General features: G+C 61.6%; 21 protein-coding genes, 2 tRNA genes and 1 pseudogene. 18 read left to right on the plus strand and 6 right to left on the minus strand.

The genetic code is table 11. The annotated features are described in order from the left end of the window. Positions 1-91 precede the first annotated feature (91 nt). From CRO48_RS21325 to CRO48_RS21340, 3 genes and pseudogenes are all read left to right on the plus strand, one after another. Positions 92-418: pseudogene (locus tag CRO48_RS21325) on the plus strand (integrase core domain-containing protein); the annotation flags it as partial. A gap of 225 nt (positions 419-643) precedes the next feature. After that, positions 644-1,657, plus strand: a complete 1,014-nt coding sequence (locus CRO48_RS21335; RefSeq protein WP_097141891.1) for a hypothetical protein — start codon at positions 644-646, stop codon at positions 1,655-1,657. Further along, the gene (locus CRO48_RS21340) at positions 1,654-2,712 is read left to right on the plus strand and encodes a hypothetical protein (RefSeq protein WP_097141892.1); all 1,059 of its coding nucleotides are present in this window, start codon (positions 1,654-1,656) and stop codon (positions 2,710-2,712) included. Before CRO48_RS21335 ends, CRO48_RS21340 begins: the two co-directional genes overlap by 4 nt. Here CRO48_RS21340 and CRO48_RS21345 read toward each other — a convergent pair. From CRO48_RS21345 to CRO48_RS21355, 3 genes are all read right to left on the minus strand, one after another. Then, the gene (locus CRO48_RS21345) at positions 2,709-3,425 is read right to left on the minus strand and encodes a hypothetical protein (protein WP_141402088.1); all 717 of its coding nucleotides are present in this window, start codon (positions 3,423-3,425) and stop codon (positions 2,709-2,711) included. The genes CRO48_RS21340 and CRO48_RS21345 overlap by 4 nt on opposite strands. Before the next feature lie 495 nt (positions 3,426-3,920). After that, positions 3,921-4,733 carry a hypothetical protein gene (locus tag CRO48_RS21350; RefSeq protein WP_097141894.1) on the minus strand — a complete coding sequence of 271 codons (813 nt, stop codon included), beginning with the start codon at positions 4,731-4,733 and terminating at the stop codon, positions 3,921-3,923. Positions 4,734-4,961: 228 nt separating this feature from the next. Next, positions 4,962-5,036: transfer RNA gene (locus CRO48_RS21355), tRNA-Thr, on the minus strand. Between the two features lie 156 nt (positions 5,037-5,192). Here CRO48_RS21355 and CRO48_RS21360 point away from each other — a divergent pair. From CRO48_RS21360 to CRO48_RS21410, 11 genes are all read left to right on the plus strand, one after another. Continuing rightward, positions 5,193-5,432, plus strand: a complete 240-nt coding sequence (locus CRO48_RS21360) for a hypothetical protein (protein ID WP_097142031.1) — start codon at positions 5,193-5,195, stop codon at positions 5,430-5,432. A 244-nt stretch (positions 5,433-5,676) separates the two neighbouring features. Beyond that, complete coding sequence (gene murA, locus CRO48_RS21365; protein ID WP_097141895.1) at positions 5,677-6,969, plus strand: UDP-N-acetylglucosamine 1-carboxyvinyltransferase; 1,293 nt, start codon at positions 5,677-5,679, stop codon at positions 6,967-6,969. A gap of 214 nt (positions 6,970-7,183) precedes the next feature. Then, positions 7,184-7,621 (plus strand): DUF2948 family protein, encoded by a 438-nt coding sequence (locus CRO48_RS21370; RefSeq protein ID WP_097141896.1) that lies wholly within the window; start codon positions 7,184-7,186, stop codon positions 7,619-7,621. Between the two features lie 100 nt (positions 7,622-7,721). Then, a complete protein-coding gene (gene hisD / locus CRO48_RS21375) occupies positions 7,722-9,020 on the plus strand; it encodes a histidinol dehydrogenase (RefSeq protein ID WP_097141897.1) in 1,299 nt (432 codons plus the stop codon). Between the two features lie 16 nt (positions 9,021-9,036). Continuing rightward, entirely contained in the window at positions 9,037-9,504 is a 468-nt protein-coding gene (locus tag CRO48_RS21380) for a UPF0262 family protein (RefSeq protein WP_176526847.1), read from the plus strand. 5 nt (positions 9,505-9,509) lie between these two features. Beyond that, positions 9,510-9,986, plus strand: coding sequence for an arsenate-mycothiol transferase ArsC (locus CRO48_RS21385; protein WP_097141899.1), 477 nt, complete (start codon positions 9,510-9,512; stop codon positions 9,984-9,986). Positions 9,987-10,125: 139 nt separating this feature from the next. After that, positions 10,126-10,344 (plus strand): translation initiation factor IF-1, encoded by a 219-nt coding sequence (infA, locus tag CRO48_RS21390; protein WP_004435948.1) that lies wholly within the window; start codon positions 10,126-10,128, stop codon positions 10,342-10,344. A 44-nt stretch (positions 10,345-10,388) separates the two neighbouring features. Continuing rightward, positions 10,389-11,009, plus strand: a complete 621-nt coding sequence (locus CRO48_RS21395) for a Maf-like protein (RefSeq protein WP_097141900.1) — start codon at positions 10,389-10,391, stop codon at positions 11,007-11,009. Positions 11,010-11,012: 3 nt separating this feature from the next. Beyond that, a complete protein-coding gene (yacG, locus tag CRO48_RS21400; protein ID WP_097141901.1) occupies positions 11,013-11,219 on the plus strand; it encodes a DNA gyrase inhibitor YacG in 207 nt (68 codons plus the stop codon). A 180-nt stretch (positions 11,220-11,399) separates the two neighbouring features. Next, positions 11,400-11,475: transfer RNA gene (locus CRO48_RS21405), tRNA-Phe, on the plus strand. Between the two features lie 258 nt (positions 11,476-11,733). Next, positions 11,734-12,003 (plus strand): hypothetical protein, encoded by a 270-nt coding sequence (locus CRO48_RS21410; protein ID WP_097141902.1) that lies wholly within the window; start codon positions 11,734-11,736, stop codon positions 12,001-12,003. Positions 12,004-12,195: 192 nt separating this feature from the next. On the opposite strand, the gene CRO48_RS21415 is transcribed toward CRO48_RS21410, so the two are convergent. Continuing rightward, a complete protein-coding gene (locus CRO48_RS21415; RefSeq protein ID WP_097141903.1) occupies positions 12,196-12,450 on the minus strand; it encodes a GlsB/YeaQ/YmgE family stress response membrane protein in 255 nt (84 codons plus the stop codon). A 238-nt stretch (positions 12,451-12,688) separates the two neighbouring features. Between CRO48_RS21415 and pncB the strand changes: the two genes are divergently transcribed. Together pncB and CRO48_RS21425 are read left to right on the plus strand one after the other, a co-directional pair. Continuing rightward, positions 12,689-13,993: a nicotinate phosphoribosyltransferase gene (gene pncB / locus CRO48_RS21420; RefSeq protein WP_097141904.1), complete on the plus strand. Its 1,305-nt coding sequence runs from the start codon at positions 12,689-12,691 to the stop codon at positions 13,991-13,993. 140 nt (positions 13,994-14,133) lie between these two features. Beyond that, positions 14,134-14,385 (plus strand): hypothetical protein, encoded by a 252-nt coding sequence (locus CRO48_RS21425; protein ID WP_176526842.1) that lies wholly within the window; start codon positions 14,134-14,136, stop codon positions 14,383-14,385. 9 nt (positions 14,386-14,394) lie between these two features. On the opposite strand, the gene rhaI is transcribed toward CRO48_RS21425, so the two are convergent. Beyond that, a complete protein-coding gene (gene rhaI / locus CRO48_RS21430; RefSeq protein WP_097141906.1) occupies positions 14,395-15,684 on the minus strand; it encodes an L-rhamnose catabolism isomerase in 1,290 nt (429 codons plus the stop codon). Positions 15,685-15,773: 89 nt separating this feature from the next. Further along, the gene (locus tag CRO48_RS21435) at positions 15,774-17,879 is read right to left on the minus strand and encodes a bifunctional rhamnulose-1-phosphate aldolase/short-chain dehydrogenase (protein WP_097141907.1); all 2,106 of its coding nucleotides are present in this window, start codon (positions 17,877-17,879) and stop codon (positions 15,774-15,776) included. A gap of 200 nt (positions 17,880-18,079) precedes the next feature. Here CRO48_RS21435 and CRO48_RS21440 point away from each other — a divergent pair, with 200 nt between their 5' ends. Together CRO48_RS21440 and rhaS are read left to right on the plus strand one after the other, a co-directional pair. Further along, positions 18,080-18,892 carry a DeoR/GlpR family DNA-binding transcription regulator gene (locus CRO48_RS21440; RefSeq protein ID WP_097141908.1) on the plus strand — a complete coding sequence of 271 codons (813 nt, stop codon included), beginning with the start codon at positions 18,080-18,082 and terminating at the stop codon, positions 18,890-18,892. Positions 18,893-18,936: 44 nt separating this feature from the next. Continuing rightward, positions 18,937-19,929 carry a rhamnose ABC transporter substrate-binding protein gene (rhaS, locus tag CRO48_RS21445; RefSeq protein ID WP_097141909.1) on the plus strand — a complete coding sequence of 331 codons (993 nt, stop codon included), beginning with the start codon at positions 18,937-18,939 and terminating at the stop codon, positions 19,927-19,929. Positions 19,930-19,960: the final 31 nt, after the last annotated feature.

A 19,960-nucleotide genomic window follows, 5' to 3' on the forward strand; every position in this document is an offset into this window, starting at 1 on the left:
ATGGCCGCCTTGATGAAGTCTGCGGGCGCTACGCGCCCTTGCCTCCATCAAGGCAATCCGGCCTTCAACAGGCCGCTTCCCAATGTGCTACGGGCCGGAGTTCATCGCCAAGGCATTGCGGGAATGGATCGCGGCGGTGGGTGCCAAGACCGCCTACATCATGCCGGGCAGTCCGTGGGAAAACGGCTATTGCGAGAGCTTCAATTCGAAGCTCCGTGACGAACTGCTCAACGGTGAAATCTTCTACACGCTCAAGGAGGCAAAGATCGTCATCGAAAACTGGCGACGTCACTACAACACCGTGCGGCCGCACTCATCGCTGGGCTACAGGCCACCGTCTCCCGAAGCCTCTGTTTGGCCTCGCCAAAACGGACCGGCATCAACGCCAGCGGTGGCCAGCAGGCCAAGCATGCACTAACATTCCAACCGGATCACCCCATGGGGGCAGGCCATAAGGTTAGTGCCAGCTTGGTCGACGAGGCGGGCGCCGTAGTTGAAAAGGTAAGCTGCAGGAAACCCGACGATGGCGCCAAGGTCACCTTCTCCCATCTCTGCAGATTCTCTCCTCCCAAGCTGGTCCGGGGCACCTACAAGCTGATCGTTGGGGTGAAAGGGCTCACAGGCCAGACCACGGAGCAGGATTATGCTGTCCACCTGGAGTGACCGCCTCAGGGCTCTTTCGTGGCGCAGAGTTTGGACTTCCTTGTTTCTCGCGATTGCGTTGTCCTTGGGGGCTGTTGGTGCGATCAATCTCGTGCGAAAGCCGCAGACGTTCGCTGTCATCGATGCTCGCAGTGAGTCCATGGAGTTCAAGGTTTTTAATCCAGAACTCTCGATCATCTACGGGAGTGGGTTTCGTATCAGCAGTTGGCCCACTGGCAGCAAGGACGGAGAATGTGCGCAAGGCACGCTTCTGCCCGGAGTCATGTCCCAGGTGAGCTACCTTCGCATCGAGGAGCGAGAACTGGTGATCTTCGTCAACGGAAACGGCGAGTTGCGCCTTGAACACGGCGGCGCAGAGCCTTTCGATGGAGAAGTGGTGCTCTACACCGATGCGGAATGCGGGCAATTGACCACGAACAGGCTGCCCATCTGGGGGCCCGGGAAGATCGGCTCCGCGCTGTCAATGCGGAGTGACGGTCCGGGGCCGATACTGCTGGAAGGGAGTTTGACCACATTTGGGCGAACTGTTGATCTGTGGCCGTTTGGCCGCGGGGGAGCAATGTACTCGGCCGGGGAGCCGATCACCATCCCCTCGGGCGGCTACATCGAGAGCCATGGACTGGAAACACAGGATGCCGACCCGATACCCGTCGAGCAGACCGCGTTGTTCGGGTATGTGACGCTGTCGGACGAGCCCGGCCTTGGTGTGCATGTCACGACGGAAACACCGAGATTGCAGGTGTCCACTCCAGGCGTTCGGGAAAATTCAAGCCGAATTGAGGTCGGTCTCTTTGCCCAGGTCCTGAACGATCCAACGATACTGGCCGCACAACTGACGCTTGTGCTTCTGGTTCTGCTCTGGCCCATTACAATCGACCTCGTCGGCCTCGCGGTCTCCGGCGCGGAAGAAAAAGCCCCGGTTGAAACAGGGGGGCCTGAGAACGTCCGGCAAGATCCGCCCCAAAACACAGCCTCCTTGAAGGATTTTGCATGAAATCGCTTTTCGCCGCATCATTGGTAAGCCTGGTCGGCGCTTTGACTGCCGGGACGGCGGGCGTCGCGAAAGCGGAAACGGTTCTACTGGCACGCGGCGACGATACCTTCGGTCAGGGATGGCTGTTTCTTGATGCCGCCGGACATTGCCGGGTGGTCACGCCGCGACACGTCTTGGAGACCTCCGACGGCAAACTCTCTCCGCCCGATCTTCTCGACAGCTTTGGCCAGATACATCCGACGCACTCCCCCGTCGCTGCGAATAGTCCGGATCTCGACTTGGCCTTTGTCAGCGTCGGCGGCTCGTTGGCCCGAAATGGCTGCAGCCGGGATCGCGTGCGGTCAACACCACTTCAGACGATTATTGATAACTTGAAGCAGGCTCAACTGGATGTTTCCACCCAGACGGAGCGCCAGTCGATCACGGTGGCGATCCGTGCCGTTTCCAGAGATGACAGTGGCGGCGGTATCATCGCCGTCTCCAGCGTCGATCCCGACGTGACGTTTCAAAAGGGCATGAGTGGCGGGACCATCACCCACAACGGTCGACCGATTGCGATGCTTTTTGAGGTCGACAGCGACGAAGGCATTGGTGTTGCCATGCGTTATGACCTCATCGCAGCCGAACTGCAGAAACTGGAGATCTCGCCGCGCGAACAGGCAGCGAGCCAGTTTCGCTTGGTCAACGATCTGGTTCTGGTCAAGGGGCGTATTGCGGAACAGGACAGTGGCCTGAGTGGATTTCTTGCCGGAAGGTCGCCTTTGAAGATCGACCTCGCTCCCGACAGGGTTGTGCTCCTGATGGATACTGGAAGCCGTACTGTGGTCAAAGGTCTCCGTTTGCGGGGGAAGGGGCTCACGGACAAGGGAGACCTGATTATCGAGACAGAGAAGGACCATGGCGGCTTTTCGCCAGGAAGCCGGTGCGCTCTGGCGGATGATGTCACATGCACCATGGCGCCCCGCCGTGCCACGCGTCTCCGGGTGACGATAAGCGGGGGCGGTACAGAAACCTATACGATTGATAGCCTTGAGCTCGTGGAAGGAGGTGCCTAGTTCTGCACCGGCGGCTTGTCGTTGTCGAACAGATGAAGCCGGACAGGGAACTGAAAGCCATCATTGATGTTGCAGGTGCCCATCCCCACCAAGGTTAATGCGTCGTACTCAATGAATTCAAAGCTGCAGTTGCGAGGAATTCCCGAGAAAGAGACGCTTGTGACGATGTTGATTAGTCCCCCGCGAATGTTGCCTGTTCCAATGAAATTCTTTTGACTGCTCTCACTCGGGTTCTCGTTCCGAGCCTTGACCTGAAATTCAAGCGCGTCGCTTGCTGGATACTCCGACAACATGCTGAACTGGAATCCTTGTTGCCGCAGCATCTCAACCAGATCGTTGTTCGACCACTCCCGTATGGCCTCCTGGTCACTGCCATCAAACACTTTCTGAATTTCTTCGGGGAGTTCGGCACTTATGATGAATGTCCTGAAGCTTGCAAAATGCGCCCGCAGCGCCAGAGACCGCACATTGGGATCATCGACCTGGAAGGCGGTTCTGATCGCCAACTGGACCTCGGTGGCATCGCCTTTCTTCAGGATTTCCTCGAGTTGTGCCAGCCGCATCAGCGGGTCAGGGTCGTTGATCGCATCGAGCACAGCCTGCAATTCGCCATAGCGCGTCGTAACGTCGGCCAAAGCGAATGGAGCCGCGGACACCATCGTGCCGAGTACTGCCATGGTCGATACCGCAAATCTTCTGAGAACGCTTTTCATTGCCCCTGCCTCAAAACTCAAATGATCCAACCACTACCAGCTTTCAGGTGACCTTTTTGTAAACACGGAGCCTGCCAGACGGCACATGCCCCGGTTCGTCGGTGATGGTCCTGGAGCAAGCTCTCCATGACCGGCGTCTGTCCATGGCGGTGGCCTCGGGCACCACTTGTACAGCGGCGGAGGCATCAGGCCATCTGTCGGAAGCGTCGGCGGCAACTATGGCAACGCGCTCGCCGAGACGATCAAAAAGAACTGCCTCCGCCAAACCCGCTGCGGTTCACAAGGAACGTGGCCATGCGTCGAAGTTATTGAGCCAGGCGAACAGGCGAAGCAGGCGAACAGGCGAACGGGTGAACGACCCGCCGAACCCACCCTTGACACGCCCGCCATTCTCGCCGATGACTCCCACCGGCCATTCGCGGGTATGATGTAATGGTAGCCTGTCAGCTTCCCAAGCGGACAGCAAAGACTTGAGTTCAAGTTTTGAGTTTACGATTAAAAGATGGTTTTCACGATCTTTTCTGTACCTGCGACTAGATCCTGGATTTCTTCTTTGGTTGGTTCACGCCCCTTCGCATGGTCGCAGATGTTCCGGATATCTGCTAGGTGCTGAATATACCGCCACTGCGGAACGGTCGTAACGCTGGCATCTCTGAGTAGCTGGTTTAGGTCTGAAATGCCGGGGTTCTTTTTGCGAACCGGTACATTGTGTACGTCGCAGATGTGGTGAAGGTGCTTTTCGATTACCACTCCACAGATCGCTCCAGCCGCGCGCAAGTAACCCGCCTTCGCTAGGGCGTCAGCGGTTTCTACCTCTGAGTCGAATAGGTCTGCTTGCAAAACGCCTTTGAGGTCCATCAGAGTGGAATCCAAAGACGTCCTCGCTGCTTTCACCATGTTTACTTGTTGTCGGAACTCGGGCAATGCGGCAGAGCCGTCGGCTATTACTGCTCCGTTCCGTGTGGTCCGAAGTCCCTGTAAATAGTCACGGATCATGTAATTTTGAAAGTCTATGTTTTTACGGCCCTTGGGTATCTCAAAATATGAGATAAAATCGGCCAATCTATCCGGTATGACCTGTTTGATGAGCGCCTGAGCCTTGGAATACCATCCCTGATATTCGCTTCCAAAGTTTGGAAGACTTTTTAGCAGCTCATCCAATTTTTTTTCATTGCCGTCCAACGCCTGCAAAAAGGTTTTACGAAAATGGCTTGGATTGCAATTGTATTCCATCGCCCACATCAACATCTCGCCATCATGGATTAGTTTGTCCAGTTCCTCGGCAAATTTCTTTGTTCTTTCAGACATACGTCACCTCAACACACAGTTGAGGAAACTTTCCTCGCGACCCTCGATGGCGTCAAGTGCCCCGCTCCCATTTGTTCCGGTCGACTAGGAACAAACCGGAACGCAACTGCACGGATTTTGCACTCCCGACCCGTGCAATTCACGCTTCGTTCCGTGCACTCATGCGCTTTCGCGTATCGATGCAATTTGATTGCGCTTGCGTAACGCGTTGTTTTCTTGAGGGGAAAATGGTGCTGCTAGAGAGATTTGAACTCTCGGCCTCTCCCTTACCAAGGGAGTGCTCTACCCCTGAGCTATAGCAGCATCTGGCGAAGCAGTTTGTCTGCATTCGCGTCAAGCGAGGCGCCTATTGCCACAGTCTTACCCCCTATGCAAGCCGCAAACGCATCATGGGGACAACAAATTCCCGAAAACGTCGCCATGCTTTTGCGCGCGGTCGTTTCGCGCTATCGATGGGGCATGGAAGACGACGAGAAGACAGGTGTGGGCAAACCGGCTGCGGCCGCAAATGGGACCGGCGCGAAGGCGCGGGAAAGCGAGGCTGTGCGGGCGCGGGCGGACGAGCGCAAGGCTCGACTTTCGAAGACGCTGCGCGACAATCTCGCCCGCCGCAAGCAGCAGGCGCGCGCGCGCCGTGCGGGTGCCGCCGATGACACCGATGGCCTGCCTGCCGCAAAATCGGACGAATCGGACGTCTAGAGTGCTTCCGGCGCCGATTCCGGCGTGAGGGGAAATGTGCACATCGATCAAGCCTCCCGGACCTGCGGCAGCGGTCTGGCGTGGCGGTTTCGGCGAGCGCCGGTCCCCTCGACGATATGGCCGCGCGCGGGCGGAAGGCTCACACGGCGCGGGAGGCTTCATTTTTGCGTTGCAATGCTCTAAGGAGGCCCATCTCCCGAGAGCCGGTTGTTTGAGAAAGGCGGGCGCAGTCCCGTAGGTACACATGGATCGTATCAGGATTGTAGGCGGAAACGAGCTCAAGGGCGTCATTCCCATTTCCGGTGCCAAGAACGCAGCCCTGCCGCTGATGATCGCCTCGCTCCTGACGGACGATACGCTGACGCTGGAAAACGTGCCGCATCTGGCCGACGTGGAGCAACTGATCCGCATCCTCGGCAACCACGGCGCCGACATCTCGGTCAACGGCCGCCGCGAGCGCCAGAGCGAGGGCTATTCGCGCACCATCCACTTCACCTCGCGAAACATCGTCGACACCACCGCTCCCTACGAGCTGGTCTCGCGCATGCGCGCAAGCTTTTGGGTCATAGGCCCGCTTCTTGCCCGCGAGGGCAGGGCGAAGGTATCGCTGCCCGGCGGATGCGCGATCGGCACGCGTCCCGTCGACCTCTTCATCGAGGGGCTGGCGGCGCTGGGCGCCAAGATCGAGATCGACGGCGGCTATGTCGAGGCGACCGCGCCAGATGGCGGCCTGATTGGCGCCCGATACACCTTCCCCAAGGTTTCGGTCGGTGCGACGCATGTGATGATGATGGCGGCGACGCTTGCCCGCGGCACCACCGTCATCGGCAACGCGGCCCGCGAGCCGGAGGTGCAGGACCTTGCTAAGTGCCTGAACGCCATGGGCGCGAAGATCACCGGTGCCGGTACGAGCACGATCACCATTGAAGGCGTCTCTTCGCTTTCGGGCGCCCGTCATCGGGTCCTTCCCGACCGCATCGAGACCGGCACCTATGCCATGGCGGTCGCCATGACCGGCGGCGACGTCGTGCTGGAAGGCACCGATATGCACCTGCTCGACACGGCCTTGGAGGCGATCCGCCGTGCCGGCGCCGAAATCACCGCCACCGAGAGCGGCATCCGCGTCGTGCGCAACGGCGCCGGCATCAAGCCGGTCGACATCGTCACCGATCCCTATCCCGGCTTCCCGACCGACCTCCAGGCCCAGTTCATGGGGCTGATGACGAAGTCGTCCGGCGTTTCGCATATCACCGAGACGATCTTCGAAAACCGTTTCATGCACGTGCAGGAACTTGCCCGGCTTGGGGCCAAGATCTCGCTCTCCGGCCAGACGGCCAAGATCGAGGGCGTCGAGCGGCTGCGCGGCGCACCGGTCATGGCGACGGACCTGCGTGCCTCCGTATCGCTCGTCATTGCAGGCCTTGCGGCCGAAGGCGAGACCATGGTTTCGCGCGTCTACCATCTCGACCGTGGCTTCGAGCGGCTGGAAGAGAAGCTGACCCGGTGCGGCGCCTTGGTCGAGCGGGTCAGCGAGTGACGATTGAGACTGCGTGCTGCTGCCCGTCGCGCCGTAAGCCGGCGGGCCGGCAGTTGCGCTTGCCGGCATCCCGTCCTATCTCCTGAGAAAACAGTCGGCCCAAAGCCTTCATGCCGCATGCTTCGTGCGCCACCCCGGCGACGGAACGGCGGCTTGAGCGGAGGGCGGCTTGGTGCACATGGCGCGGCCGCACGGGTCGCCGAAAAGGAGCATTATGGACAGTCTAAAGCTGCTTGCGCTCGATGCGGACGACCTCTCGATCGTTTCCGCGCATCTGCAGGATGCGGTGTTCAAGGCGGAGGACGTCAGCTGGGACGCCCGGCATGGGGTTTTCTCCCTCGCCCTCAACCGTTTCGTCTGGGAAAAGGCCGGCAGGGGAGCCAAGGGCTTCGAACGCCGTCGCGCCATGATCGCCTTCAAGCGTGCGCAGGCGGCGCGTTCGATCGGCATCGACCGGAGCGACCGCGAAGCCGTGCTGTCGCTGCTGGCGATCCGCTTCACGCCGCAAGGAGAAGGGCCGGAAGGGACGGTCGAGCTCGTCATGTCCGGCGATGCCCAGTTCGCGCTCGACGTCGAATGCATCGAATGCCAGCTTGCAGATACCGGCGGAGCATGGGAAACCAGCTTGAAGCCGCGCCATCCGGCAGGCTAGGCATCGCCGCATCCAGATGCGGCCCGAAGATTTCGTCGAGGGTCTTTCCCTCGGGCATGGCAAGGCGGAATCTCCCGCCAGACGACAGGACATATAAGCAGTGGCGATCAGGCTTGATTTTCGCGACGACGACTTCGAAACGCGGTTTGCCGCCTTCCTGACCACGAAGCGCGAGGTTTCGGAGGACGTGAACGCGACCGTTCGCGCTATCATCGACGACGTGCGCGAGAACGGCGATCGGGCGCTTGCCGCCTACACGCGGCGCTTCGACGGGCTCGACTTCGACAAGGTTTCGATGCGCGTCGGTGCCGACGAGATCGAGGCCGCCTATCGGCAGACGCCCAGGGAGGTTGTTGCCGCTCTCGAGCTGGCGGCCGCGCGCATCGAGAAGCACCATGCCCGCCAGTTGCCGAAGGACGATCTCTACGAGGACGACATCGGCGTCGGGCTCGGCTCGCGCTGGACCGCGATCGACGCCGTTGGCCTGTATGTGCCCGGCGGCACGGCCAGCTATCCGAGCTCTGTGCTCATGAACGCCGTTCCGGCCAAGGTCGCAGGCGTTGCGCGCATCGTGATGGTGGTGCCGGCGAAGGACGGCGCGATCAACCCGGCAGTGCTCGCCGCAGCCCGGATCGCAGGCGTCGACGAGATCTATCGCATCGGTGGCGCCCAGGCTGTCGCAGCCCTTGCGTACGGCACCGGGTCGATTGCGCCGGTGGCGAAGATCACCGGCCCCGGCAACGCCTTCGTCGCCGCCGCCAAGCGCCAGGTCTTCGGGACGGTCGGCATTGACATGATCGCCGGCCCTTCGGAGGTTCTCGTGATCGCCGACGGCGAAAACGATCCCGACTGGCTGGCCGCCGATCTGCTGGCGCAGGCCGAGCACGACCGCGGCGCGCAGTCGATCCTCATCACCGACAGTCCGGCGCTTGCCGATTCCGTCGAGATCGCTGTGTCGCGGCAGCTGAAGACGCTCGAGCGTGCGGAGACGGCGGAGGCCAGCTGGCGCGATTTCGGGGCGATCATTCTGGTGCCCCGGCTGACGGATGCGGTTCCGCTGGCAAACCGCATCGCTGCCGAACACGTGGAGATCGCAACGGCCGACGCGGAGAGCTTCGTCCCCGAGATCCGCAATGCCGGCGCCATCTTCGTCGGCCGGCACACGCCGGAAGTGATCGGCGATTATGTCGGCGGGTCCAACCACGTTCTGCCGACCGCACGCTCGGCGCGCTTTTCGTCCGGCCTGTCCGTGCTCGACTATATGAAGCGCACCTCGATCCTGCGCCTTGGCCCCGATCAGCTGCGAAAGCTGGGGCCGGCGGCCGTCACCCTCGCCAAGGCCGAGGGGCTGGGCGCGCATGCGCACTCGGTCGCCGTTCGCCTCAACCCCGGAGAATGATGACGGGATGACCAGGATGCCCGCCTTTCGCCTCTGCGACGTGGTGCTGGACGAGACGATCGGCCGAGCCACCCCGGACGTCGAGCATGAGCGGGCGGTGGCCATCTTCGACCTGATCGAGGAAAACGTCTTCGAGCCGGTGGGCCACTCTGGCGGCCCCTACCGGCTGAAGCTGTCGCTGCTGGATTCGAAGCTGATCTTCGCCATATCCACCCAGGACGATGCGCCGGTTGCCACGCACATCCTCTCGCTGACCCCGTTCCGCCGGATCGTGAAGGACTACTTTCTGATCTGCGAGAGCTATTACCAGGCCATCCGCTCTGCCACCCCAAGTCAGATCGAGGCGATCGACATGGGCCGGCGCGGCATCCACAATGACGGTTCGCAGACGCTGATGGATCGGCTGTCCGGCAAGATCAGGCTGGATTTCGACACCGCGCGCCGTCTCTTCACGCTGGTCTGCGTGCTCTATTGGCGCGGGTAACGGGGATGGTGACCGGGGCGCCAGGCGACGGGCAGGTCACGGAGCGCAGCCCCCGCTCGGTGCTTTTCATGTGCCGGATGAACGCCGTGCGCTCGCCGATGGCCGAAGCGCTCGCCCGTAGCCTGCTGCCGACGGGCATCTATGTCGCCTCTGCGGGCATCCGGCCCGGGGAGCGCGATCCCTTCGTCGACGCGGTGCTGGAAGAGGTGGGGCTGTCGGTCGCCCACCATGCTCCGCGTACGCTCGAGGAACTGGAGGACGACTACTTCGACCTGATCGTCACGCTGGCGCCGGAAGCCCACCACGCCGCACTGGAATTGACGCGCTCCAGCGCCGTCGAAGTCGCCTACTGGCCCACCCCCGATCCCACCGTGGCATCAGGGACGCGCGAACAGATCCTCTCGGCCTATCGCGAGGTCAGAGACCATCTGGAAACGTTGATAGAGCGCCGTTTCGGCCGCGGCCTCGCCGTCTCGTCCTGAGACGGATACGGCCGTCAATCCGGCAAATGAAGAAAGCCTGATCATTGGTGTTCACAAAACACCCTCTATTGTGTAGTTTCCGCGAAAATTCGAGGGGCAGGCATCCTGCAGCCCCTCAACTTGGGATCATCACCACAATATGGCAAAAGAAGAAGTCCTTGAATTCCCCGGTGTCGTAACGGAACTCCTGCCGAACGCCACCTTCCGCGTGAAGCTCGAAAACGAGCACGAGATTATCGCGCACACGGCCGGCCGCATGCGCAAGAACCGTATTCGCGTTCTCGCCGGCGACAAGGTCCTCGTCGAAATGACGCCCTACGACCTGACCAAGGGCCGCATCACCTACCGCTTCAAGTAAGCGTTCTTCCTTTTTGCGCCGCGCGCCGGCTCCCTAGAGGTCTCATGGCATTCGCAAACAAGCTCATCCTGGCATCCGGCTCGCCGCGCCGTGTCGAGCTTCTGGCGCAGATGGGCATCGAGCCGGACCGGCTGATGCCGATGGACATCGACGAGACCCCGAAGAAGGCCGAGCATCCGCGCTCGCTTGCACGGCGGCTGTGCACCGGCAAGGCGGAAGCAGCACTTGCCGCGATCAAGGGGGACCCCTCGGCCGAAGGCAGCTACATCCTCGCCGCCGATACGGTGGTGGCGGTGGGGCGCCGCATCGTGCCGAAGTGCGAGATGGTGGATGAGGCGTCGAGCGCGCTGCACCTGCTGTCCGGCCGCAGCCACCGGGTCTTCACCGGCGTCTGCCTGATCACGCCCGACAAGAAGGTGCGCCAGCGCATCGTTGATACCAAGGTCCGCTTCAAGCGTCTCTCCGGTCTCGATATCGAAAGCTATCTCGCCTCCGGCCAATGGCGCGGCAAGGCGGGCGGCTACGGCATCCAGGGGATCGCGGGCAGCTTCGTGGTCAAGCTGGTCGGCTCCTACTCCAATGTCGTGGGGCTGCCGCTGCAGGAAACGCTGTCTCTCCTTTCCGGCGAAGGCTACGACGTGCACCGCCGCTGGGCCGAGGTCTGAACCGTGTCCGACGGCGACAACAAGCCGGCCGCCAAGGTCGAGCCGCTGCGCAAGACGAGGCCTTGTGCCGAATGCGGCAAGCCGTCGGCACGCGAGCACTACCCCTTCTGCTCGCAACGGTGCCGCGATCTCGACCTGAACCGCTGGCTTTCCGGCTCCTACGCCATCCCCGTCAGCGACGACGAGGCCAGGGCCGGCGACGACGATTGATCGCCGACGCGATCAATCCAGCCGAAACCTCAACTATTTCAGTCGTTTGCCCGCCTTCGTTTTTTCCTCCGAAAATATCTCTTGGGGGCTGGACACCGTCGAGCAAGATGCTATAACCCCGCTCGCTTCCGGGGCGAAACCAAACGCCCCGCGGTTTCTCCAAAGGAAACCACACAGGATGCCCGGATAGCTCAGTTGGTAGAGCAGCGGATTGAAAATCCGCGTGTCGGTGGTTCAAATCCGCCTCCGGGCACCATTCCTGACAGATTGGTCCTCCTTGAAGTTTTGCCTCCTCTTTTTTGAAGTATCCGGCCTTCCAGGCGCTTTCTCGCGTTTTCTGGACGGTTTCAGTTTTCCGTCCTTTCAGTTCGGCCTCGAAGTCCTCAATGGTTTCGCCGATCATGGGGGATCTGCCTGCAGGTGATCCTTAAGCGGATGTGTATACTCGGCTTGCGATATCGACCGGGCACGCTGAATCTGCTTTTATCGCCTTCCGCCAACGGAGACGAAATCCATGACGTCGGTTTTGATTGCCGCTGCGTTCGCATTGGCCACGACGCAGCCAACGATCGATGATCTGCAGGCCGACTTTGAATCGGCGCGTCCGTGCTATGCGTTGATCGATGGGCGGGAGGTTTGGGAAGGCAAGAAGGCCTTTTTCATTTCGTCGTTCACGAAAGAGGCCGCTGAACTCGACCCTGAACTGGTTGGCGCTGACGCTGTTCTGCGTGATGACAATGAACCCGATGTCATCGCGGAATTTGAGGCGGCGTGCTCACCCTGAAGCGCTGCCAGCACGCATCGTGGCGTTTCCTGAGGGCTTTGTGATTTCTCATGCCTGACGGCCCCGCGGGGCGTCCGTTGCGGCCCCTGCAGCCGCAGTGTCGCCTTCAAGCGAGTGCGGCTTGGCGCATGTGGGCGATCCCCGCGCCGTCAGCATCGACGGATCGCCCCTTTGATGGCGGCCGCGCCGCCCTTATGCGCGTTTGACGATCTTGATCAGGACCAGGAGAATGACGGCGCCGATCGTGGCGTGGATGATCGCGGCTATGACGCCGGTGCCCAGGCTGATGCCCAGCGCCGGAAACAGGTATCCAGCGATGAAGGCGCCGACGATACCGACGACCATATTGCCGATCAGGCCGAAGCCGAAGCCGGATACGATGAGGCCGGCCAGCCAGCCTGCGATCGCGCCGACGATGAGAAAGACGATGATGCTTTCGATACCCATGAAGCGCCTCCGGAGCGAGGGTTGATCAACATCTGCTAGCATTGATTGAAGGCGATGAGTTTACAAGAGCTTATCTTTCCGGGGCTGCGTCAGCCTGCGGCATCGCAAAGTCTTGCTAGGCGGGCGGGAGGCATGCAATGAGTGCGTCGGTGATGGTGCACGCAACCCTCATTCGCCTTTCGTCTCTCCGCTGCAGGAGATGGCACGGGCGGCAAGCAGTGCAGCGAGGTGCGATTTCATGACCAAGACGGATATTGCCCGTCGCGTTTACGACAACGCCTGGAAGCTCGATCCGATCGTACGCAGCCTGCTGGATACGGACTTCTACAAGCTTCTGATGCTGCAGATGATCTGGAAGCTCTATCCGGACGTCAATGCCACGTTCTCGCTGATCAACCGCACGAAAAGCGTGCGTCTGGCCGACGACATTGACGAGCAGGAACTGCGCGACCAGTTGGACTTCGCGCGCACGCTGCGCTTCACCAAGAAGGAGATGATCTGGCTCGCCGGCAACACCTTCTATGGCAAGAAGCAGATCTTCGCACCCGATTTTCTTGCCTGGCTCGCCGAGTTCCAGCTGCCGGAATATCATCTGTCGCGCAAGGAGGGTCAGTACGAGCTTACCTTCGACGGCCCGTGGTCGCACACGACGATGTGGGAGATACCCGCACTTGCGATCATCAACGAGCTGCGCTCGCGCTCGGCCATGCGCGGCATGGGCCAGTTCGCGCTCGACGTCCTCTATGCGCGGGCGAAGGCGAAGATGTGGTCGAAGGTGGAGCTCTTGCGGGAGCATCCGGAGCTTCGCATTTCCGACTTCGGCACGCGCCGGCGCCATTCCTTCCTGTGGCAGCGCTGGTGCGTCGAGGCGCTGAAGGAAGGTATCGGCCATTCGTTCTCGGGCACCAGTAACGTGCTTTTGGCGATGGATACCGATCTCGAGGCGCTGGGTACCAACGCCCACGAACTGCCGATGGTCGCAGCCGCACTGGCGCGCAACGACGCCGAACTGGCAGAAGCCCCCTACAAGGTGTTGCAGGACTGGAACCGGCTTTACGGCGGCAACCTGCTGATCGTGCTGCCCGACGCATTCGGCACCGCGGCATTCCTGAAACACGCACCCGACTGGGTGGCCGACTGGACCGGCTTCCGTCCCGACAGCGCTCCGCCGATCGAGGGTGGCGAGAAGATCATTGCCTGGTGGAAGGAAAAGGGCCGGGATCCGCGCGAGAAGCTTCTGATTTTTTCCGATGGCCTCGACGTCGATACGATCATCGAGACCTACGAGCATTTCAAGGGCCGCGTGCGCATGAGCTTCGGCTGGGGCACAAACCTGACGAACGATTTCGTCGGCTGCGCCCCGCATCCCTTCCGCGGCCTCGATCCGATCTCGGTGGTCTGCAAGGTCAGCGATGCCGGCGGCCGCCCGGCGGTGAAGCTGTCGGACAATCCGCAGAAAGCCACCGGCGAGCCTGCCGAGGTGCAGCGCTACCTGAAGTTCTTCGGCACGGAGGATTTCGTCGTGCAGCCGGTGAAGGTGTGAAGTCGAATTTCTCCGCATCGTGGACAATGAGAGTGACGTTTTCGCTCCTGTTGTTCGCCTGTGCCGCAGAGGCGGGGGATGCACAGCCATTTGTCACTGCGGCCGACCCGGCGATCGCATGCCATGAGGAAGAGGTTCTTTTGAGCATTTGGCACGCGCAGAAAATGCTCTCTAGCGTGGACTACAGTGGCGAGACTGCCACGATTGTCGTTTCCAGTCGGCACTGGCTGAAGACCAGGGCAGACGTGCAAATGCAGATCGCCTTTGCGGCCTATTGCAGGGTCGCCGTCAAGTATGGTCGCGGGAAGGTCGAGGTGACCGGGTACAACGGCCACCCGCTTTACGGTACGGTTGTCGATGGGCGCTGGCACAATCGCCTGACGGGAGGCTGACCGAAAAGCTCACACGATCCCCCCGCCACCTCCCGCTATCGCCGGCCGCTCATTAGCTACTTTCGTCCGGTAGCCAGCCGCCCGATAGGTCGCGACCGGATCGATCGCGCCACCAGCTTCCTGGCGGGCCATCGCCAGGATCGGCTCGACATCGGTGCGGAACGCCGTTTTCAAAGTCTCCGACGCCATCAGCGCGTCATTGTCGTCCTGATAGCCGGCAAGCGCCGCCCGCTCGACGATCAGCCCCTGCGCATAGGCGCGGCAGACTTCCGTGGCGCTGCGGATCAGGCTTTCGATCGGATCGGTGACGTTGTGGCTCTGGTCGAGCATGTGCGCCGGCGCAAAGCCTTCCGCCTTGCGCTCCTCGGCGTTGACGAGCTCGTTGAAGACGAGGAACAGCCGGTACGGGTCGATAGAACCGGTGTCGAGGTCATCGTCGCCATACTTGGAATCGTTGAAGTGGAAACCGCCGAGCTTACCGAACTGGATCAGCCGGGCAACGATCATCTCGATGTTCACGTTCGGCGCATGGTGACCGAGGTCGACGAGGCAATAGGCCTTGTCGCCCAGTTCCCTGGCGATCAGGTAGTTCGTGCCCCAGTCCTGCACGACGGTCGAATAAAAGGCCGGCTCGTACATCTTGTGCTCGGAAAAGATGCGCCAGTCGTCGGGCAGGTTCTGGTAGATCGCCTTCATCGCGTCCAGATAGCGCTCGAAGCTCCTCGTGAAGTCTGCCTGCCCGGGAAAGTTGGTGCCGTCGCCGATCCATACGGTGAGCGCCTTGGAGCCGAGCTTGCGGCCGATCTCGATGCACTCGATATTGTGCTCGACCGCCTGCTGGCGCGTTGCGGCATCGGCATGCGAGAGCGAGCCGTACTTGTAGGAATGCTCCTGCCCCGGCGCGTCGGAGAAGGTGTTGGAATTCATCGCGTCGAAGCCAAGGCCGAGGCCCGCGCCCATTTCCTTCAGCGCGCCGAGATCGGCGACCTTGTCCCAGGGGATGTGCAGCGACACGGTCGGTGTCGCCCGCGTCAGTTCGTGGATGACGGCGCAGTCCTCGAGCTTGTCGAAGATGTTCCGTGGTTCGCCGGCGCCGGGAAAGCGGGCAAAGCGCGTGCCGCCGGTGCCGACGCCCCAGGAGGGCACGGCGACGGCGTAGGCGGCGACCTTGCGCTTGACCGCATCGATATCGATGCCGCGGCGGGCCAGTTGCTCGCCGAGATGGGCGTAATCACTTTTCAGCGCGCCTTCACGCTTTGCGTTCTCGGCGGCGATCACGTCCCTTGAAATCATGCTCATCGCGGTTCCTCCCAGAACCTGTGTTTCAGTGTCCCAATCGTGCCGCGGCCGTCTCCTCGACGAGGTGCAAGAAGACGCCCGCGCGATCCCTACCGGGTAAACGACTGCGCGTTGCCGGCGTCCACGTTGATGATGTTGCCGGTCGACTTGGCCGACATGTCGGAGGCGAGGAAGTAGATCGCCTCGGCGATGTCCTCGGGGAACACGCTGCGCTTGAGCATCGAGCGTTCGCGATAATGCGCCTCCAGGTCGTCTGTCTTGTAGGTCGCGGCGCGCTGTTCCTTCCATTCGCCTGTCCAGATCTTCGAGCCGCGCAGCACCGCGTCCGGATTGACGACGTTGACGCGGATCTGCTCGGATGCCCCCTCAAGCGCCAGGCAGCGGGCCAGATGGATCTCGGCCGCCTTAGCGGTGCAGTAGGCAGAGGCGCCGGGTGAGGCGGCGAGCCCGTTCTTCGAGGCGACGAACACGACGTTGCCCCCGGCCTTCTGCCGGCGGAAGATCCGGAAGGCCTCGCGCGAGACGAGGAAATAACCGGTGGCGAGAATGTCGATGTTCTTGTTCCACAGCGAAAGCGTCGTCTCCTCGATCGGGGCTGACGAAGCAAGGCCCGCATTGGAGACCAGGATGTCGAGGCCGCCGAATTCGGTCAGCGTATCGGTGAAGCTCTTTTCCACCTGCGCCTCGTCGGTGACGTTCATGGCCACCGACCGGACGACGTCCTTTCCATAGCGCCCCGCAAGTTCTGCCTGGGCTGCCGAAAGTGCCTCCTCGTCGATATCGGCCAGCACCACGCAGGCACCCTCGGCCATCAGCCGGTGGGCCGTCGCCTTGCCGATGCCGCCGGCACCGCCGGTGACGAGCGCGATGCGGCCCGCCAGGCTTTTCGGCTTCGGCATGCGCTGCAGTTTGGCTTCCTCGAGCAGCCAGTATTCGATGTCGAACGCTTCCTGTTCCGGCAGGCCGACATAGGTGGATACACCCGCCGCACCGCGCATGACGTTGATGGCGTTGACGTAGAATTCGGCCGAGATGCGCGCGGTCGCCTTGTCCTTGGCAAAGGTGATCATGCCGACGCCGGGGACGAGGTACACGACGGCGTTCGGATCGCGCATCGCCGGGCTGTTGTCCCGCTTGCAGCGCTCGTAGTAGCCGGCATAGTCGGCGCGGTAGGCGGCGATCGCATCGGGAAGGCCGGCGAGCGTCTTGTCAACATCCGGCGCGTTGGGATCGAAATCGACCACCAGCGGACGGATCTTGGTGCGCAGGAAATGGTCCGGGCAGCTCGTGCCCAGGGCCGCCAACGGAGCGAGGTTCTTCGACGTCACGAAGTCGAGAACGGCCTGGCTGTCGTCGAAATGGCCGACCTTGCTTTCGTCGGCGCTAATCAGCCCGCGAATGACGGGCATCAGCTTCTGCGCCACCGCACGCCGCTCGTCGGCGGCAAGCACCGGCTTCACGGCGCCGCCGAAGGCCGGAACGGTGTTGTTCGCCTCGAACCAGGCGATCGCCTTGTTGATGATCTCTACCGTCGTCTCGTAGCATTCCTTCGCCGTGTCGGCCCAGGTGAAGAGGCCGTGGCTTTCCAGCACGACGCCGCGCGCGCCCGGGTTTTCCTTGCAGAACCTTTCCAGCCACAGGCCCAGCTCGTAGCCGGGGCGTTTCCAGGGCAGCCAGCCGATGTCGTCGCCGAAGATCTGCTGCGTCAGTTCGCGGCTGTTCTTCGAGGCGGCGATCGCGATGATCGCGTCCGGGTGCATGTGGTCGACATGGACACGCGGCACATAGGCATGCAGCGGCGTATCGATCGAAGCGGCCCGCGGATTGAGGTTGAAGGTGCAGTGGGGGAGGTAGCCCACCATCTCGTCCTCATGCTCGACGCCGCGGTAAAGTCCCTTCAACGCCTGCAGCTTGTCCATATAGAGCGTGGCGAAGCCGTCCATCTTGATCGTGCCGACATCGCCGCCGGAGCCCTTGACCCAGAGCACCTCGACGTTGCCGCCGCCGAGCGGATCGCTCTCCATGACCTTGGCCGACGTGTTGCCTCCGCCGTAGTTGGTGATGCGTTTGTCGGAACCGAGCAGGTTGGAGCGATAGAGAAGGCGTTCGGATTCGCTCATTCCCGCCGCCTTCGCCTCGTCCCAGAGATTGGCAAGGCGCGACCCTTGCTGCCCGTTCGCCTGTGTGTCGAGCATCGGTATTTCCTCCCGGTCTTCTATCTCGCGACCCTTCGGCCGCACCTCCACGTCGCCTTTCAAATCTCATGGAAGCCGCGATGATGTCAATCACAAACGATCAAAAACAGTCATACTGCGCTGCACAATGAAAAATTATGACCGATCATGATTGACAATGCGCGGTCATGATGGAAGCATACAGTCACCAGGGAGGGGCCATGCACGAGAAGGAAAGACATCGGATCATCCTTTCTGCCGTCCAGGAAAAGCCTGTCGTCACGGTGCCCGAGCTCGTGGACCTGACGGACAGCTCCGAGGCGACGATCAGGCGGGATATAGCGGCCCTGCACGTGCAGAAGCGGCTGCGCCGTGTGCGTGGCGGTGCGGAGGCGATCAATCCGCCGCAGTTCGTCGGTCTTGCCGGCCGTCCGTTCAGCGTCAACGAAACGCTTAATACCAGGCAGAAGCAGGCGATCGCCAAGGAGGCGGTGGCGCTCTGCCAGGACGGCGAGCCGATCATCATCAATGGTGGCACGACGACGTTCCAGATGGTCCATTTCCTGGCGAACCGGCGCATGCAGGTGTTCACCAATTCGTTTCCGATCGCAGAACATCTTCTCAAGCACTCCAAGAACACGGTGATGTTGTCCGGCGGCACGATCTACCGCGAACAGAACATCATCCTGAGCCCGTTCGAGAACGACGTGACGCGCAACTTCTATGCGCGCCGCATGTTCATGGGCGCGCAAGGGCTCGGACCGCTCGGGCTGATGGAAGCCGATCCGCTGCTGATCCAGGCCGAGCAGAAGCTGATCGACCAGGCAGACGACCTGGTCGTTCTGGTGGATTCGTCGAAATTCAAGAAGCGCTCCAGCCTCATCCTGTGCGGCCTGAAGCGCATCGCAACGGTGATTACGGATTCAGGCATCGAGGACAGGGAAGCCGCGATGCTGGAGAATGCCGGCGTCAGCCTGATCGTCGCGGACGTTCAGGCGGCTGCCCCGGTGGAGAATGCTCCGTCGCAGGCGTGATGCACGCGGGGGAGGGGAAGGAACCAGTCAGGGAGGACTAGGACATGAAGATCTGGAAGGCATTGCTCGTGGCAGCGGCCGTTTCGACGGCGCTTGTTGCAAACGTCGCCAACGCGGCGGACAAGAAGATCGCACTGGTGGTGAAGGCGCTCGGCATCGGCTTCTTCGAGGCCGCCAACAAGGGCGCGCAGGAAGCCGCCAAGGAAATCGGCGGTGTCGAGGTGATCTACACCGGTCCGACGACCACCACGGCGGAAGGGCAGATCGAAGTAATCAACTCGCTTATCGCCCAGAAGGTCGATGCGATCGCGGTTTCGGCCAACGACACCGACGCGCTGGTGCCCGCCTTGAAGAAGGCGATGGACCGCGGCATCAAGGTGATCTCGTGGGATTCCGGCGTGGCGCCCGAAGGCCGCCAGTTGCATCTCAACCCCTCGTCGAGCGCGCTGATCGGAAACATGTGCGTCAAGATGGCAGCCGACAACCTGCCCGAAGGCAAGGGTGACGTGGCGATCCTGTCGGCGACGGCGACCTCGACCAACCAGAACGTCTGGATCGAGGAAATGAAGAAGGTCCTGCCGAACTATCCAGGCGTCAACATCGTCACCACCGTCTATGGCGACGACCTGGCCGACAAGTCCTACCGCGAGACGCAGGGTCTCATTCAGTCCCATCCGAACCTGAAGGCGATCATCGCGCCGACCTCGGTCGGCATCGTTGCCGCGGCCCAGGCCGTTGCCGACGCCGGCAAGATCGGCCAGATCAACGTCACCGGCCTCGGCCTTCCCTCCGAGATGGCGGGCCACGTCAAGTCAGGCGCTTCGAAGTCGTTCGCGATCTGGAACCCGATCGACCTCGGCTATTCCGCCACCATGCTCGCCAACGACCTGATCGACGGTGCCGAGGCCAAGCCCGGTGCGGAACTGAGCATGGGCCGCATGGGCAAGCTCAAGCTCGGCGAGAACAATGAGGGCGCGATGGCCGACCCCTTCGTCTACGACGCCTCGAACGTCGAGGAATTCGCCAAGATCTTCTGATCTCGGGAGCACGGTTCGGCGGCAGACATGC

The organism is Rhizobium subbaraonis (genome assembly GCF_900220975.1).
GTDB classification, from domain to species: domain Bacteria; phylum Pseudomonadota; class Alphaproteobacteria; order Rhizobiales; family Rhizobiaceae; genus Mycoplana; species Mycoplana subbaraonis.

Bases quoted from the DNA above. Each gene is read 5' to 3' on its own strand.
- CRO48_RS21335 (WP_097141891.1), top strand. From the start codon at position 644: ATGCTGTCCACCTGGAGTGACCGCCTCAGGGCTCTTTCGTGGCGCAGA.
- CRO48_RS21410 (WP_097141902.1), top strand. From the start codon at position 11,734: ATGACGTCGGTTTTGATTGCCGCTGCGTTCGCATTGGCCACGACGCAG.
- CRO48_RS21435 (WP_097141907.1), bottom strand. From the start codon at position 17,879: ATGCTCGACACACAGGCGAACGGGCAGCAAGGGTCGCGCCTTGCCAAT.
- CRO48_RS21415 (WP_097141903.1), bottom strand. From the start codon at position 12,450: ATGGGTATCGAAAGCATCATCGTCTTTCTCATCGTCGGCGCGATCGCA.
- infA (WP_004435948.1), top strand. From the start codon at position 10,126: ATGGCAAAAGAAGAAGTCCTTGAATTCCCCGGTGTCGTAACGGAACTC.
- CRO48_RS21360 (WP_097142031.1), top strand. From the start codon at position 5,193: ATGGAAGACGACGAGAAGACAGGTGTGGGCAAACCGGCTGCGGCCGCA.
- CRO48_RS21340 (WP_097141892.1), top strand. From the start codon at position 1,654: ATGAAATCGCTTTTCGCCGCATCATTGGTAAGCCTGGTCGGCGCTTTG.
- rhaI (WP_097141906.1), bottom strand. From the start codon at position 15,684: ATGAGCATGATTTCAAGGGACGTGATCGCCGCCGAGAACGCAAAGCGT.
- CRO48_RS21350 (WP_097141894.1), bottom strand. From the start codon at position 4,733: ATGTCTGAAAGAACAAAGAAATTTGCCGAGGAACTGGACAAACTAATC.
- rhaS (WP_097141909.1), top strand. From the start codon at position 18,937: ATGAAGATCTGGAAGGCATTGCTCGTGGCAGCGGCCGTTTCGACGGCG.
- CRO48_RS21440 (WP_097141908.1), top strand. From the start codon at position 18,080: ATGCACGAGAAGGAAAGACATCGGATCATCCTTTCTGCCGTCCAGGAA.
- CRO48_RS21395 (WP_097141900.1), top strand. From the start codon at position 10,389: ATGGCATTCGCAAACAAGCTCATCCTGGCATCCGGCTCGCCGCGCCGT.
- murA (WP_097141895.1), top strand. From the start codon at position 5,677: ATGGATCGTATCAGGATTGTAGGCGGAAACGAGCTCAAGGGCGTCATT.
- CRO48_RS21370 (WP_097141896.1), top strand. From the start codon at position 7,184: ATGGACAGTCTAAAGCTGCTTGCGCTCGATGCGGACGACCTCTCGATC.
- CRO48_RS21385 (WP_097141899.1), top strand. From the start codon at position 9,510: ATGGTGACCGGGGCGCCAGGCGACGGGCAGGTCACGGAGCGCAGCCCC.
- CRO48_RS21380 (WP_176526847.1), top strand. From the start codon at position 9,037: ATGCCCGCCTTTCGCCTCTGCGACGTGGTGCTGGACGAGACGATCGGC.
- CRO48_RS21345 (WP_141402088.1), bottom strand. From the start codon at position 3,425: ATGAAAAGCGTTCTCAGAAGATTTGCGGTATCGACCATGGCAGTACTC.
- pncB (WP_097141904.1), top strand. From the start codon at position 12,689: ATGACCAAGACGGATATTGCCCGTCGCGTTTACGACAACGCCTGGAAG.